Origin of the sequence: Macrococcoides bohemicum (assembly GCF_003259675.1) — a bacterium.
In the GTDB taxonomy this organism is placed as follows: domain Bacteria; phylum Bacillota; class Bacilli; order Staphylococcales; family Staphylococcaceae; genus Macrococcoides; species Macrococcoides bohemicum.
Window position 1 is genome coordinate 559,550 of the sequence record NZ_PZJG01000001.1, and the last position, 15,241, is coordinate 574,790.

The 15,241-nt window shown below is 33.0% G+C and carries 14 protein-coding genes and 1 other RNA gene; 13 read left to right on the plus strand and 2 right to left on the minus strand.

Going from position 1 to position 15,241, the window contains the following annotated elements; all coding sequences use genetic code 11:
- Positions 1 to 14: 14 nt before the first annotated feature.
- From BHX94_RS03690 to BHX94_RS03725, 8 genes are all read left to right on the plus strand, one after another.
- On the plus strand, positions 15 to 1,238 hold the full coding sequence (locus tag BHX94_RS03690; protein ID WP_111744946.1) for a CCA tRNA nucleotidyltransferase: 1,224 nt from the start codon (positions 15 to 17) through the stop codon (positions 1,236 to 1,238).
- Complete coding sequence (locus BHX94_RS03695; protein WP_096076463.1) at positions 1,231 to 2,199, plus strand: biotin--[acetyl-CoA-carboxylase] ligase; 969 nt, start codon at positions 1,231 to 1,233, stop codon at positions 2,197 to 2,199. The genes BHX94_RS03690 and BHX94_RS03695 overlap by 8 nt, the downstream gene beginning before the upstream one ends.
- 9 nt (positions 2,200 to 2,208) lie before the next feature.
- A complete protein-coding gene (locus tag BHX94_RS03700; protein WP_111744947.1) occupies positions 2,209 to 4,803 on the plus strand; it encodes a helicase C-terminal domain-containing protein in 2,595 nt (864 codons plus the stop codon).
- A gap of 73 nt (positions 4,804 to 4,876) precedes the next feature.
- Positions 4,877 to 6,061, plus strand: a complete 1,185-nt coding sequence (locus BHX94_RS03705; protein ID WP_111744948.1) for a pyridoxal phosphate-dependent aminotransferase — start codon at positions 4,877 to 4,879, stop codon at positions 6,059 to 6,061.
- Positions 6,062 to 6,063: 2 nt separating this feature from the next.
- Entirely contained in the window at positions 6,064 to 7,359 is a 1,296-nt protein-coding gene (asnS, locus tag BHX94_RS03710; protein ID WP_111744949.1) for an asparagine--tRNA ligase, read from the plus strand.
- Between the two features lie 87 nt (positions 7,360 to 7,446).
- On the plus strand, positions 7,447 to 8,124 hold the full coding sequence (locus BHX94_RS03715) for a DnaD domain protein (RefSeq protein WP_111744950.1): 678 nt from the start codon (positions 7,447 to 7,449) through the stop codon (positions 8,122 to 8,124).
- Positions 8,114 to 8,767, plus strand: a complete 654-nt coding sequence (nth, locus tag BHX94_RS03720) for an endonuclease III (protein ID WP_111744951.1) — start codon at positions 8,114 to 8,116, stop codon at positions 8,765 to 8,767. Before BHX94_RS03715 ends, nth begins: the two co-directional genes overlap by 11 nt.
- Positions 8,764 to 9,081 carry a YpoC family protein gene (locus tag BHX94_RS03725; RefSeq protein WP_096076469.1) on the plus strand — a complete coding sequence of 106 codons (318 nt, stop codon included), beginning with the start codon at positions 8,764 to 8,766 and terminating at the stop codon, positions 9,079 to 9,081. The genes nth and BHX94_RS03725 overlap by 4 nt, the downstream gene beginning before the upstream one ends.
- 21 nt (positions 9,082 to 9,102) lie before the next feature.
- Here the strand turns inward: BHX94_RS03725 and BHX94_RS03730 are convergent, their stop codons facing one another.
- Both BHX94_RS03730 and recU read right to left on the minus strand, forming a co-directional pair.
- Positions 9,103 to 11,529, minus strand: a complete 2,427-nt coding sequence (locus BHX94_RS03730) for a transglycosylase domain-containing protein (RefSeq protein WP_242446645.1) — start codon at positions 11,527 to 11,529, stop codon at positions 9,103 to 9,105.
- A gap of 25 nt (positions 11,530 to 11,554) precedes the next feature.
- A complete protein-coding gene (gene recU / locus BHX94_RS03735) occupies positions 11,555 to 12,157 on the minus strand; it encodes a Holliday junction resolvase RecU (protein WP_111744952.1) in 603 nt (200 codons plus the stop codon).
- A gap of 76 nt (positions 12,158 to 12,233) precedes the next feature.
- Between recU and BHX94_RS03740 the strand changes: the two genes are divergently transcribed.
- The 5 genes from BHX94_RS03740 to BHX94_RS03760 all read left to right on the plus strand — a co-directional run bounded on the left by BHX94_RS03740 (position 12,234) and on the right by BHX94_RS03760 (position 15,127).
- The gene (locus BHX94_RS03740) at positions 12,234 to 12,572 is read left to right on the plus strand and encodes a DUF1798 family protein (RefSeq protein ID WP_111744953.1); all 339 of its coding nucleotides are present in this window, start codon (positions 12,234 to 12,236) and stop codon (positions 12,570 to 12,572) included.
- Positions 12,573 to 12,582: 10 nt separating this feature from the next.
- A complete protein-coding gene (locus tag BHX94_RS03745) occupies positions 12,583 to 13,134 on the plus strand; it encodes an SLOG family protein (RefSeq protein ID WP_111744954.1) in 552 nt (183 codons plus the stop codon).
- Positions 13,135 to 13,144: 10 nt separating this feature from the next.
- Positions 13,145 to 13,459, plus strand: a complete 315-nt coding sequence (gene gpsB, locus BHX94_RS03750) for a cell division regulator GpsB (RefSeq protein ID WP_099578161.1) — start codon at positions 13,145 to 13,147, stop codon at positions 13,457 to 13,459.
- Positions 13,460 to 13,511: 52 nt separating this feature from the next.
- Positions 13,512 to 13,878, plus strand: an RNA gene (gene rnpB, locus BHX94_RS03755) — RNase P RNA component class B.
- Between the two features lie 130 nt (positions 13,879 to 14,008).
- Positions 14,009 to 15,127: a THUMP domain-containing class I SAM-dependent RNA methyltransferase gene (locus BHX94_RS03760; protein ID WP_111744955.1), complete on the plus strand. Its 1,119-nt coding sequence runs from the start codon at positions 14,009 to 14,011 to the stop codon at positions 15,125 to 15,127.
- The last annotated feature ends 114 nt before the right edge of the window (positions 15,128 to 15,241 follow it).

The window sequence follows — 15,241 nt, forward strand, 5'->3', positions numbered from 1 at the left end:
AAAATGGAGTAGTTATGAAATTAGAACTAGCATATTTAAATCATACAACACAGGCGTTGATAATAGCTGCAAATGAAGTCATCGGAGAATTAAAGCTGCATGGATATGAAGCGTACATTGTAGGCGGTGCTGTACGCAATCTATTGCTTAAAAAAGAAATAAATGATATCGATATAACTACAAATTGTCTGCCAGAAAATATCATCAAGATTTTTAGTAAGACTGTGCCTGTTGGTATTGATCATGGTACAGTCATCGTATTGAGGCAGGACTATCAGTTTGAGGTAACGACATTTCGAATAGACGGGGAATATATTGATCATCGACGTCCTGATCAGGTACAATTCGTTACCGATTTGAAATCTGATTTAGAACGTCGAGATTTTACAATCAATGCGCTAGCATTAAGTGAAACACACGAAATAATCGATTATTTTGATGGCCAAAAAGATTTGGTAAATAAAGAAATACGTGCAGTAGGTAATGCAGCTCATCGTTTCGAAGAAGATGCATTACGCATGATGCGCGCTATCCGATTTCAAAGTGTCCTGTATTTTAATATTGAAGAGAATACTCTGCTGGCTATTGAAAAACATGCTGCAACAATTGCTTTAGTGTCAATAGAGCGGATAGTTGTTGAGATGAAGAAACTATTGATGGGTAAAGGTGTTCATCAAGCATTACATATCTTTTATAAGACAATGTATAGTCATCTACCTTTTTTTAGAGCTATAAAGGGGAATACGGCTTCTTATCAGGTACACTCACCTGTAGATTTTACCGTTTACATCGCATATATTATATATTGTGAATCAAAAGTAGATCAGGATTTAACATCTAAAATTTCTGATTTTAAACTATCAAATCAAGAGAAGAAACAAATAAAAGACTGTGTCTTAATTTTTGATTATTTTAATCAGCCTGATATGAGTTTAAAATCATTTGTATATCGATTTGATATAGATTTAATTCAAGATGTGTATCGTTTTATATTAAATGAAAAAATTATTTTTGATAATTTAGTAGATATAACATCAATTCAAAATGCTAAACAACAATTACCAATTCAGACACGAGATGAATTGCAAATTGATGGAAATGTACTAATGTCATATTTAAATAAAAAACCTGGTCCTTGGCTAAAAAGTATGATAAACAAAATTGAATTAGCAGTTATTGAAGGACGACTGAGCAATCGACAAGAAAAAATATTGGAGTGGGCAAAGAATCATGTCTAAATATAAACAGGATATACTTGAATATTTAATGATACATAAAGACGATTATGTTTCTGGACAAAAACTCGCTGAACAATTCAACGTGTCACGTACTGCGATATGGAAAGCAATTGAAGTTTTGAAGACACAAGGATATTCAGTTGAATCAATAAAGAACAAAGGATATCGCATTACTTCAGTTCCAGATCATTGGGATAGTGATTTATTATCATATGTATTAGCGGATTCAATATTTCAAAAACAATTTGTCTATGAAGAAGTAACTTCTACTCAGACTATAGCACACGAATTATTAATGGAAATTGATAAACCGTTACTTGTATTGAGCGAAATTCAGACAGCTGGTAAAGGGCGCTTTAAACGTCCATGGGCTTCTAAACGTGACACTGGGTTATGGATGAGTCTTGTGTTACATCCGAATATTAGCTATCAGCAAATTGCAACGTTTAATTTGTTTATTTCGATTGCAATCGCTGAAGCGATAAAAAATGTTACACATCTTGAACCAAAAATTAAATGGCCGAATGATGTATATATCAATGACAAGAAAGTTTGTGGTTTTTTAACAGAAATCAATGGAGATTCTGATGGTGTTCATACGATTATTTGCGGCATTGGTATAAATATAAATCATACAATCGAAGATTTTGATGCAACGATTAGAGATACTGCTACAAGTTTAAAACTTGAGTCTAAAACAGATACTGATCGCTATCTTTTTATCAAAACGTTAATAGATTCAATTGAACATTATTATGAAGCTTTTTTAACGCAACCATTTAAAGAGATAAAAAATATTTATAAAAGTTATTCTATGATTTGGGATAGAACGTTAAGGTATACTGAAGGTAATAAACAAATTTATGGCAAAGCTATCGATTTGAAAGACGATGGTGTACTCGTTGTGTTAGATGACACAGGTGAACGCCATCATTTCATAAGTGCAGATATAGAAGTGTAGGTGTAAAATATGGCATTAAAATATGCTATTGTAGATTTAGAAACAACAGGGAATAATCTGGAAGTGGATGAAATGATTCAGATTGGTGTTTGTATTATGCAAAACAATCGGATTATCGACACATTTGAATCATTTGTGCATACTACGCAACCGATTCCACCGTTTATTCAGTCATTAACAAAAATAAATAATGAAATGGTCGAACATGCGCCGACATTTCAAATGATCGCTCTTCAACTATATGAATTATTAGAAGGCTGTGTGTTTGTAGCACATAATGTTGATTTCGATTTAAATTTTTTAAGAAAATATTTTAATGAAAGTAATATATTCTATAAACCAAAATACATTATTGATACTGTAGATGTATTTAAGATTGTATTTCCTCAAATGTCGAGGTATCAATTGTCTTATTTATCTGAGCAGCTAAATATAAAGTTAACAAATGCACATCGAGCAATTGACGATGCCAAAGCGACATGCGAAATATTGATGATTGCATTAGATCGATTACGTAATTTACCTAGTACTACTTTGAAATCATTATATAGCCAGGCGAAACAAATGCGCTATCATTTTGATGAAGTATTATTTGATCTGATACGAGATTATGAGCGTAGTTCTGTTGATTATAATACAGTGAACGGCATTAATTTTATCAAAAAAAATAGACAAGTGAATCCACTAAATATCGATGTATCTTTTGAAACATTTTTTGAACAGACGATACAATCACTTGATTTTATTTATAGAGAAGAGCAATATCAATTATCTTATGAAATTTATTTAAGTTTAAAACAACAAACTGAAATTACAATAGAAGCGGAACTTGGAAGCGGAAAAACATTAAGTTATTTAATTGCTGCCGCATATTTTATTGCGAAGACTAATCAATCAGTACTCGTGTCTACTTCGACGATAGCTCTACAAAATCAAATGATTGATTATGATATCGCACTTTTAAAACGTCAAGGATTAAAATTACCTTATCAAATTATTAAAAGTAAAAATCATTATTTAACAATTGAATTTGTGGATTATATTTTAAAGGATACAAAAATTAATCATGATATTTCCATATTAAAAATGCAGTTGATCATCTTTTTAATGAGTGGTAATGATGGTGATATCGAACAGCTGAATTTAAATGGTGGACGTAAAATATACTTTGAATTGATGCGCAGTCTCTATATACCTCAACAAAATGAAACTTATTTGTTTGATACTTATCCTGATACGGCGCATGTTGGAATCACAAATCATGCGCATCTTTTATCAAATCGAAAACTTAATGTGTTTGAAAATTATCATCATATTATTATTGATGAAGCACATCAAATACTCAATTACGCATTAAAATACACAACTTTTGAACTGAAATATCAGGATTTAAAATATTTAATATCTCAGACATTGCAGGAATTTGATACAAGTGCTATTAGTCACAAGCAAAAACTAAATGATTTGACATTTTTCCAATACGGGAGTATTAATAATGAATTACAGCAATTAAATGAAAAGTATGAACAGTTATTTGATTACCTACTTACACATTATTATTCAAATCGTATTATACAAGCTGAAATCAAGAAAGAAGATGAACTAGCTATTTTAATGCTTGAATTAATGCATACGCTGTCAATGATTGCTTCTGCACCTAACATTACAAAAATCCAACGCAAAATGATTATTAACTTAAAAGAAAACTTTGAACGATGTTATAACAATATATCGGTACATGGTGAGCTGTATATAATGTTTAATAATCACAATAAATCAGGCATTCATATTATTTTAAAAGAGCATAAAGTAAAAGAAGTAATTGAAAACTATATTTTAGATGCATTTGATTCGAAAATATTTATCTCCGGAACGATAAACTCAATTAATGAACATAACGTTTTATCAGACTTATTTATGGAGCGCAAGAAATATATAAAATTTGATGCGTCATTCGAAAAATATAAAGCACCTTTATATATACCTACAGACATACCAGCATTCAATTATCAGCAACAAGAAGAATATATAGAAAAATGTCTGGAATATATATTGATGTATTTAAACAATTACGATGGTAAAGCATTAATCTTACTAAATAGCTATCAACAGGTTGAAATTTTGAGAGACTATTTATATGAAACAGCGCTTGACCAAGTTATATTGACGCAAAATAGTGATGTTAATACAACGAAACTGAATCAGCAATTTAATCAATTAGAAAAAGGTGTACTGCTCGCTACGCAAACATTTTACGAAGGCATAGACTTTAAATATGACGGTGTAAAATGCGTAATGATTGTTTCTTTACCTTTTATGCATCCGAAAGATTTAAATATCGCATTGATGAAAGATGAAGTAAATGATGTATTTCTAGATTATCAAGTTCCTATCGCTGTCAACAAATTACACCAGGCTACGGGTCGTTTAATCCGGAACGAAAAAGATCGTGGTTGGATGATTTGTTTTGATAGAAGAATAGTAGATAGTCGCTATGCAACTAAATTCAGTCATATCCTTTCAAACTTTAACAAACAAGAGGGTAATATTGAAGATTTTGAGCAATTTATGTACGAACTCTACAAAAGTTTTTCGGAATTCTAGCTTTACCACTTAATAAATGACTTATTTATTGGTAAACTGTTCTTATAATGAATTCTGGGAGGAATGAGAAATCGTGGAATTATCTCAACGTGTACAAAAATTAACACCATCAACGACTTTAGCAATAACAGCTAAAGCAAATGAATTAAAAGCAAGTGGAAAACCTGTTATTGGTTTAGCAGCAGGTGAACCAGATTTTAATACACCTCAAAATATTATAGATAAAGCTTTTGAAGCGGTTCAAAATGGTGCAACGAAATATACCCCATCTGGTGGGATGAAACAACTTAAAGAAGCAATTCAAAAGAAATTAAAAGATGATAATAATTTAGATTATGCATTAAATGAAATTATGGTAGCAAGTGGTGCAAAACATGCACTTTACAATTTATTTCAGGCATTACTAGATGAGGGAGATGAAGTTATTGTCCCTATTCCTTATTGGGTTAGTTATCCTGAACAAGTTATATTAGCTGGCGGAAATGTTGTCTATGCAGAGAGTGACGAAACAACTGAATATAAAGTTACAATCGATACATTAAATAATGTTAAAACTGACAAAACAAAAGCACTTGTTTTAACATCTCCTAGTAACCCAAGTGGAATGGTTTACACGAAAGAAGAATTACAACAAATTGCGGATTGGGCAGTAGAAAATAATATTGTTGTTGTATCAGATGAAATTTATGAAACACTTGTATACGATGGTGAACATGTTAGCATCGCAAGCTTTAATGATGAAATCAAAGCATTAACAGTTGTTATCAATGGTGTTTCTAAGAGTCATTCTATGACAGGGTGGCGTATCGGTTATGCTTGTGGAGATGCAAAGTTAATTAAAGCAATGACAGATTTATCAAGTCACTCTACAAGTAATCCGACCACACCTTCTCAATGGGCAGCTGTTGAAGCATACAATGGTGATAAAACATTCCTAAACGAAATGAATGATATTTTCAAAAGTCGTCTGGAAGAAATTTACCCTAAACTCTTGGAGATACCAGGTATTCAATGTATTAAACCAAAGGGTGCATTCTATTTATATCCTAATGTAAGTGAAACAGTGAAACTTTGCGGGTTTAAAAATACAGAAGACTTTGTAACTGCGTTATTAGAAGAGAAATTAGTTGCTGTAGTTCCAGGATCAGGTTTTGGTTCACCAAATAATATTCGTTTAAGCTATGCAACGGACTTAGATTCAATGCATGAAGCTATTAAACGTATTAAAGAATTCGTAGAAGAGAAAATGGAGAAATAATCATGACAAAAATAACAATTAATCAAGCAAGTAAATATGTAGGTCAAGAAGTAACAATCGGTTCTTGGATTTTAAATAAACGATCAAGCGGCAAAATTGCATTCCTTCAGTTACGTGATGGTACTGGATTTATGCAGGCAGTAGTAGTAAAGGAATCGGTTGGTGAAGATTTATTTAAAGTTGCAAAAGGCATCACGCAGGAGACTTCATTATATATCACTGGCGTAATTAAAGAAGATGAACGTTCAGATTTCGGTTATGAAATGGAAGTGACAGGCATTGAAGTCATTCATGAATCAGTAGATTATCCAATTACACCAAAAGCGCATGGAACAGATTTCTTAATGGATCACCGCCATTTATGGTTACGTTCAAAACGTCAGCATGCGGTAATGAAAATTCGTAATGAGATTATTCGTGCGACATATGAATTCTTTAACGACAATGGATTTACAAAGATTGATCCTCCAATTCTAACGGGTTCAGCACCTGAAGGGACAAGTGAATTATTTGCAACGAAATACTTTGAAGAAGATGCATTTTTAAGTCAATCAGGGCAACTTTATATGGAAGCTGCTGCAATGGCACACGGTAAAGTATTTTCATTCGGTCCTACATTCCGTGCAGAAAAATCTAAAACACGTCGACACTTAATCGAGTTCTGGATGATTGAACCTGAAATGGCATTTTACGAACATGAAGATAGTTTAGAAGTTCAGGAACAATATGTTTCATATATTGTTCAGTCAGTACTTAAGAACTGTCAGTTAGACTTAAAATTATTAGGACGTGACACTGAAAAATTAGAAAAAGTGAAAGCACCGTTTCCACGTATTACATATACTGATGCGATTAAATTCTTAAAAGAACAAGGATTTGATGATATTGAGTGGGGCGATGATTTCGGTGCACCGCATGAAACAGCAATTGCTAATCACTACGATTTACCTGTATTTATTTTAAATTATCCGACAGGAATTAAACCATTCTATATGCAGCCTAATCCTGATGAAGAAGGAACAGTTAAATGTGCAGACTTAATCGCACCGGAAGGGTACGGTGAAATTATTGGAGGTTCAGAACGTATTTGGGATCTTGAATTAATTCAATCACGTATTAAAGAACATGGTTTAGACCCGGCTGCGTATAGTTATTATACTGATTTACGTAAATACGGTAGTGTACCACACTCAGGTTTCGGATTAGGATTAGAACGAACAGTAGCATGGCTTTCAGGCGTGGAACACGTGCGTGAAACGAGTCCGTTTCCACGCTTACTGAATCGTTTATATCCATAAAATTTAAGTTAATATAGATTAATAATATTAAATCGTATAGATATAATTTTATATCTGTACGATTTTTCTATCACCAAGGGGGAAACAATGAGTATATTTAAACAAGATGTCATCATTCCTCGTGTTCTTTTTGACCAATATCATCAACTTGGGATGAGTGAAACAGAACTCATCATGATCATGAAAATTATAGAATTATCAAATGAAAGTAGTTTACCATCGTTTGAAACGATAAGCAATGCGATGAGTGTTGACAAGTCACAAGTGATGTTGATATTACAGAACCTAATCAGCAAGGATTTTATAAAAATTGATGTAAAAAAATATGATGATGTGTCATTTGAAGAACGTTACGATTTAACGCCATTAGAATCGCAATTATTAAGATTACAAGAAGAACAAGAAAAAATTAACGATGTCAATGTACGACAAACGAGCTTTAAAGAAATATTTGAACGCTTTGAAGCAACATTTGCACGTCCTTTAACACCAATAGAAATCGAAACGATTTCTCATTGGATAGATACAGATCAGCATTCTGCGTCACTTATTATTACAGCTTTAAACGAAGCAAGCAGTCATAATAAACTGAGTATTAAATACATCGATCGAATATTACTTAACTGGAAAAAACGTAATGTTAAGACGATTGATGAATCAAAAATAGTAAGTAATGAATATAAGCCGTCAAAAATGCTATCAAAAACTGTACCAGATATTCCTGTTTTTGATTGGGTGAATGGAGAGAATCCATATGATAAGTAAGAAGAAAACGTTAGAAATGTTAGATGTCATTGATGAAATGTTTCCTGATGCTGAATGTGAACTCGTTCATGACAATCCATTTGAGTTAACAATCGCTGTATTATTATCGGCACAATGTACAGATGTTCTGGTCAATAAAGTGACAAGAACGTTATTTCAAAAATACAAAACACCAGAAAATTATATAAATGTTCCGATTGAGGAGTTGATGGATGATATTCGCTCAATTGGTTTGTATAAGAATAAAGCAAAAAATATTCAGGCATTATGCCGTATTTTGATTGATAAATATAACGGGGAAGTTCCACAAACACATGCTGAGCTGGTTGCTTTACCTGGAGTTGGTCAAAAGACTGCAAATGTAGTAGTATCTGTAGCATTTGGAATTCCTGCGCTTGCTGTCGATACGCATGTAGAACGTGTATCTAAGAGACTAGGTATATGTAAATGGAAAGATAATGTAAAGCAGGTTGAAGCAACATTATGTAATAAGATTCCTAGAGAACGATGGAACAAGACGCATCATCAATTAATTTTCTTTGGCCGATATCATTGTACAGCTCGCAATCCGAAATGTCTTGAATGTCCATTGTTAAAGGATTGCAGGGAAGGTAAGAAGCGTCATAAGGTGGTTGTATCATGAAAGAGAGAATGAGTGAACTGGAAGAAAAAATTAATCAACATAGTAAAAATAGAACATTGAATAGTATTGATGCAATAAAATTACTTGATGAATATTATGAAGGATTATTGTATTCAATGAGAGCATTAAATGATTTAGAACCAAATGCTGAACTTAAAGCTGATAGTATTCAAATAGGACCTTTAAATTTTATTGAACGTATAAAATATATTGAACAGCGTAAACATCATTTTATGGGTTATCAGCAAATGAAGACAATGTTTGTGGAGATCAATAAGTTAATTGCGATAAAAAACATAAAAAAGAAGCGATAACATCATTGTTTCGCTTCTTTTTTATTGTCCTAAACTTTGTGCTGCTCTTTCATTAGCAGCTTTTAAATCTGCAGCAGCTTTATCACTTGCTGCTTTAGAGTCAGCGGCAGCTTTTTGATCAGCAGATTGGGTAGATGGAACAGTTTCAGCTGTTCTTCTTTCCATTGTAGTAGGTATATTTTCTGTTACAACCTCATTGGTGTTGTTTTTATTCTTGTCTTTAGAATTAGAAGTTTTTTTTTCAGAGTTGCTTGATGACTGGTTGTTGATTTGATTCTTCGCATCTTGTTCTGCCTGTTCTCCTTCTTCTAATGCACTCTTAGCAGCTTCAGCAGCACGTTCATTATTATTACGTGCTGCCTCAGTTTGCTCATCTAAAGAACCTGTTGGAAAAGTTGTAGTTGAATTTAACTCTGTAGTAGATGAATTATCATTTTCTCCTGTTAAAACATCAATATTATCTTGTTGACCTTTTACTCTAACATCTGTACCGACTTTTTCCACTGAATCAGGCATTGCAAAATCCTGACCGTCTATTGGACTGATTTCACTCATTACTTGTTTAAATAAAGATTTTGGTAATGCTTGCTCCACTGGACCAACGAATGAATTGGCGCCACCCTCAGCAAGTTTAGTGAATCCCATCCAAACAGACATAGTGTATCGTGGTGAATACCCTACAATCCAGACATCTTTTGCAGCATTGTCAGGTAAATTGTATTTTTCATACGTTTCATTGCCATACGTACCTGTACCTGTTTTAGCTGCAAGTGTAAGTCCAGGAATACTAGAGCCATATGCAGTACCTAACGGTTCAAAAGAACCTTTTAGCATGTCAGTTACGATATATGCTGTATAATCTTCCATCGCTTTTTCAGAAATAGTATCAAACTTAATTGTTTCATCATCTTGCGTCACAACTTTTCGAATAGCATGCGCTTTGTTGTATATACCACCATTACCAAAAGTAGAGAATGCACTTGCCATTTGAGTAGGAGAAAACTCAGAAGATGATCCACCTAAAGCTTCAGCAGGACCTAAGTCTTTTGACTTATATTCTAATCCAACATTTTTGGCAAATTCATAAGATGCATCATTACCAGCTTCTTTTTTTACTTCCTGGAAGATTTTTAATGCCGGTATATTTAAACTACGACGGATAGCATCACGCATTGTTACAACTCCGTGGTTTTGCGTATCGTAGTTTTTAAATTTGATACCATTGATATCGTACTCTGATTCATCCTGTACTTTATGATTAGTTGCCCATTGTTCATTTTCAACAATGGGTCCATAACTTAAGAATGGTTTGATTGTAGAACCAACAGGATGTACATCTGTAGCTAAGTTTCTATCAACAACGTCTGTAAAATTACGTCCACCACTTATCGCTACAAGTGCACCAGTTTGTGTATCAACGATTGTTGATGCTGCTTGTTGATATTTATTTTTATAGATACTCATGTTATCAACATTGTTTTGCAGTGAAATCTGTGCATTATTGTCCATGTTCGTATAAATTTTTAGACCACTTGTTAGCACGTCACTTAATGATTTACCTTGAAACTCTTTGTTACTTTTTAATTCCTGTTTAATCACATTTACATATGATGCATATTTTGGATCATTTTCTTCAATGTTTTGACGTTGTGCAGCTGTTCTGGGCACTAAATTTTTAGTCAGGTCTTCAGCTTGCGACTGTTCCATTTCAGCTTTAGAGATACGTTTATGACGATTCATTAAATATAAAACAGTATCTTTACGCTTTTCTGCAGCTTCTGGATGATCATATAGATTATAAGTATTAGGAACTTGTGGAAGTCCAGCTAAATAAGCAGACTCTGCAAGTGATAATTGATCTAAATCTTTATTAAAATAATACCTGGCTGCTGTTTTAACACCATAGATACCATCAGAATAATAAATTTTATTCATATACATTTCAAATATCTGATTTTTGTCATATTCTTGTTCTAATCGATAAGATAGATAAGCTTCCTGTGCTTTACGTTCTATAGATTTTTGATCTGTTAAGAAAGATCGTTTAACAACTTGTTGCGTTAAAGTCGAAGCACCTTGCGATCCAAATCCGCCAGTAAAATTCTTGAATACTGCGCCGGTTAATCGTTTAAAGTCTAATGCACCATGTTCATAGAAACGATTGTCTTCAGTAGCAAGTACTGCATCTCGCATCGTGTCAGGAATATCTGCAAACTTAACTTTTTCACGTTTTTGTCCCATATATAATATGGTTACTAAATTATTATCTTTATCATAAATCTTTGTCGGTAATTGATCACGTAATGCCGACTCGTTAAATTTTGGAGCATTGTATGCATAATATAGAAACAGTAGCATACCAGCAACGATCATCGTTGTAAATAATGCAATAAGCACTCCTACAACTTGTAAGATCGTTTTCTTTAAACTTTTTTTCTTTTTCACCATTCTTAAATCCTCTCTCTCATTAAACTTAAACAGAATATAGTGATTGTATTGCTTTCAAATAATCAATTCTAGGACGATAAGTATATGGTATAAATATACCATCTTTTTTAATTTCCTTTAACTGAATAGATTTCTTTTCGTCGTCATTGTATCTATGCCAATAATAAATAAATTTTTCGAACGGTAATAAATATACTTCTTCAAGACTCGAAAAGCAAATTAAAATAAAGACGATACCGCCATGCCGATACACTTGATGCATATGTGAGACTTGGTGCTGATGGATATTGATCAGTGGAAAACTCGTTTTATTTTGGGTAACTTTAGCTTCAAAATCAATATACTTTCCATTATATATACCATTATAGTCTGTAGTTGATGCACGTCTGAAATAAGCCTCTTTGATAACAGCTCTCGAACGTTTTGGATAATCTACTTTTACGATTTGAATCGGTGTCGGTTTCTTATGTATAATTGCAAGATCATTTTGGAGATAATATCGATTGCTGTTGTCGATTTCATCTTCAAATTTCATCCCACGTTTTCCATATTCAATTTTACTATTATTTATAGTATTTGTAACTAAGTCTGAAGACTTAGAAGGCTTACCATTTGGATAATTGACCATTTTATTCATCCTAATTGTGATGTCTTAATTTTTCATATACAATGAGTTTAACACAACTTGTGAAAGGAGTAGTTAAATGTTACATAATTGTATTATAAGTTTAATTGAAAATATGCATCAGATTGATCAGTACTTTCATAGAGCGAAAAATGGTGAACTGTTTAACTTTGTTATTGATGTACAGCCATTCACTGAACAAGTAGATGTAAATTTAAATCAATTAAATAACTATAATGATGAAATATTATCTTTACCGCTGATGAATGAAAAGAAATTATCATTACTGATACTATATATCCGAGAGTTATCTGTCGATTGTTTTTTTGATAAGACGAGTAAAAAAATATTTATCGATAAATTCAAAGCAGTCAATCATGATCTTCAATATATAAAAAGAGTATTAGAAAAAGATTAAGGATATTGAAATGAAGACTGTATATATAACTGGATATAAGCCATATGAGATTGGTATTTTTAAAAATAATCAGCCTGAAGTACGATATATAAAACTCTTCTTACAAGATAAAATTAAATCATATATTGAAGATGGTCTTGAATGGGTAATTATCCAGGGGAATTTAGGGACAGAATTATGGGCAGCTGAAGTAGTTATTCGTTTAAAAAAACAATATGATATAAAACTGGGAATTATTACGCCATTTCTAAAACACACAGAAAAATGGAATGAAGAAAATCGGCTTTATTATCAGCAGATTATCAGTAAAGCAGATTATATGAATAGTGTATTTCAGGATTCTTATAAAGGTGGATTTATGTTTAGTCAGGCGAATCAGTTCATTTTGGGTAATACTGAAGGTACCTTATTGTTTTATGACGAAGAGCACGAAGCAAGTCCTAAATTCTTCAAAAGAACGCTCATTGATTTTATAGCAGAAAATCAATATACTATGGATAGTATCAGTTTTTTCGACTTATCTGAATTTATAGATGAATATATGAGAGAACAAGAAAATTAGAGGTGTTATTATGTCAGAAATGAATTTAAAATTATCGGCAAAAGATATTTATGAAAAAGAATTTGAAAGAACGATGGTTCGTGGATTTAAACCGGAAGATGTTGATAGTTTTCTTGATGAAGTGATTGAAGATTACCAGAAGATGGCTGACATGAACAATCAATTATTAAAGCTTTCCGATGAAAATTCAAAATTAAAACGTGAAATTGAAAACTTACGTATGCGTGTTGCAACTGGTAGAAGTGACCATCAACAACAAACACCGAATAACTACGATCTATTAAAACGTATTTCTAATCTTGAAAAAGCAGTGTTCGGTAAATAATAGTCATCGCAATTCGATGCATTTGATGCTATAATTTAATAATGTTAAAAGATATCTCGGATAATCGCTATACATTGTATAGAGGAAAGTCCATGCTCACACATGCCTGAGATGGCTGTAGTGATCGTGCCTGGTGAAACAATAAGCCAGGGCATTAATTTGACGGCAGTGAATAGACCTAAGTCTCTGATATGGTCTGAGTAACTTGAAAGTGCCACAGTGACGTAGCTTTTCTAGAAATAGAAAAGGTGGAACGCGGTAAACCCCTCGAGTGAGCAATCCAAATTTGGTAGGAGCACTTTTCTAGCGGAAATGAACGTATAGAAGAGGTATGAAAATACAGACAGATGATTATCACCGGCGTACGAGAGTATCTAGGCTCATTTGCAGTACTAAGGAACAGAACATGGCTTACAGAGATATCTTTCTAGATGTCCTCCATTGATATGGGGGACTTTTTTTATTTATTGAACGTATGGAACATGTTACAATGGAATTAATAAACATTATATTCTACTATAAAAGTATTATGTAAACTTGGAGGAAATTATGTATCAATTACTAGCCACAACACCTATGGGGATGGAAGCTGTTGCAGCAAAAGAAGTACAGGCCCTGGGATATGAAACAACAACTGAGAATGGGCGTGTATTATATCACGGTGATGCACGCGCAATCGTTAAATCAAATCTTTGGCTACGCAGCGCAGATCGCGTTAAACTTGTTGTCGGTCGTTTCTATGCTACAACTTTCGAACAATTGTTTGATCAAACAAAAGATATACCCTGGGAAAATTTTATCAGTGAAAATGGAAGTTTTCCAGTACAGGGAAGAAGTTTGAAATCAAAGTTATTCAGTGTACCTGACTGCCAGGCAATTGTTAAGAAAGCAATTGTTGAACGTCTAAAAAAAGCACACAACCAGCAAGGATGGTTACGTGAAGATGGCGCATTATATAAAGTTGAAGTTGCAATTCTTAAAGATGAAGTATTACTTACAATCGATACATCAGGAGCCGGATTACATAAGCGTGGATACCGTCTCGCACAAGGTGAAGCACCGATGAAAGAAACGTTAGCAGCTGCACTTGTATTGTTATCTAACTGGAAAGGAGAAACACCATTGATTGATCCTTTCTGTGGTTCAGGAACAATTGCAATTGAAGCAGCAATGATAGCTCAAAATATTGCACCAGGATTTAACAGAGATTTTGTGAGTGAAAACTGGGATATCATTCCTGAAGGTATGTACGATGAAGAACGTGTTAAGGCAGAAGAAGTTGCTGAATATGATAAAGAAATATCGATTACAGCAAGTGATATTGATCCGAACATGGTTGAAATTGCTCATAATAATGCGATTGAAGTAGGCTTTGGAGATATAATTGAATTTAAACAAATGAATGTTCATGACCTTACATTAAACAGTGAAAAGGGTGCAATTGTCGGTAATCCGCCGTATGGTGAACGTATCGGTGAGAGAGCAGAAGTGGAAGCAATGTATAAGTATTTAGGAGAACTAATTGAAAAAAATCCAAAATGGTCACTATATATTTTGACAAGTTTGAAGACATTTGAAGTATTGGTAGGCAAAAAAGCGACTAAACGCCGAAAATTATTTAATGGATATATTGAATGTACGTATTATCAATACTGGGGCGAGAGATAGAAGAGGCTGTCGACCTTTAATTTTGAAGGAAATGTTGAAGTTTGACAATGTGCTTAATTATAAATGTAACCACACAAAGCATAATTATATGTTTTGTGTGGTTTTTTGTTTATG

Bases quoted from the DNA above. Each gene is read 5' to 3' on its own strand.
- BHX94_RS03690 (WP_111744946.1), top strand. From the start codon at position 15: ATGAAATTAGAACTAGCATATTTAAATCATACAACACAGGCGTTGATA.
- BHX94_RS03695 (WP_096076463.1), top strand. From the start codon at position 1,231: ATGTCTAAATATAAACAGGATATACTTGAATATTTAATGATACATAAA.
- BHX94_RS03700 (WP_111744947.1), top strand. From the start codon at position 2,209: ATGGCATTAAAATATGCTATTGTAGATTTAGAAACAACAGGGAATAAT.
- asnS (WP_111744949.1), top strand. From the start codon at position 6,064: ATGACAAAAATAACAATTAATCAAGCAAGTAAATATGTAGGTCAAGAA.
- BHX94_RS03715 (WP_111744950.1), top strand. From the start codon at position 7,447: ATGAGTATATTTAAACAAGATGTCATCATTCCTCGTGTTCTTTTTGAC.
- nth (WP_111744951.1), top strand. From the start codon at position 8,114: ATGATAAGTAAGAAGAAAACGTTAGAAATGTTAGATGTCATTGATGAA.
- BHX94_RS03725 (WP_096076469.1), top strand. From the start codon at position 8,764: ATGAAAGAGAGAATGAGTGAACTGGAAGAAAAAATTAATCAACATAGT.
- BHX94_RS03730 (WP_242446645.1), bottom strand. From the start codon at position 11,529: ATGGTGAAAAAGAAAAAAAGTTTAAAGAAAACGATCTTACAAGTTGTA.
- recU (WP_111744952.1), bottom strand. From the start codon at position 12,157: ATGGTCAATTATCCAAATGGTAAGCCTTCTAAGTCTTCAGACTTAGTT.
- BHX94_RS03740 (WP_111744953.1), top strand. From the start codon at position 12,234: ATGTTACATAATTGTATTATAAGTTTAATTGAAAATATGCATCAGATT.
- BHX94_RS03745 (WP_111744954.1), top strand. From the start codon at position 12,583: ATGAAGACTGTATATATAACTGGATATAAGCCATATGAGATTGGTATT.
- gpsB (WP_099578161.1), top strand. From the start codon at position 13,145: ATGTCAGAAATGAATTTAAAATTATCGGCAAAAGATATTTATGAAAAA.
- BHX94_RS03760 (WP_111744955.1), top strand. From the start codon at position 14,009: ATGTATCAATTACTAGCCACAACACCTATGGGGATGGAAGCTGTTGCA.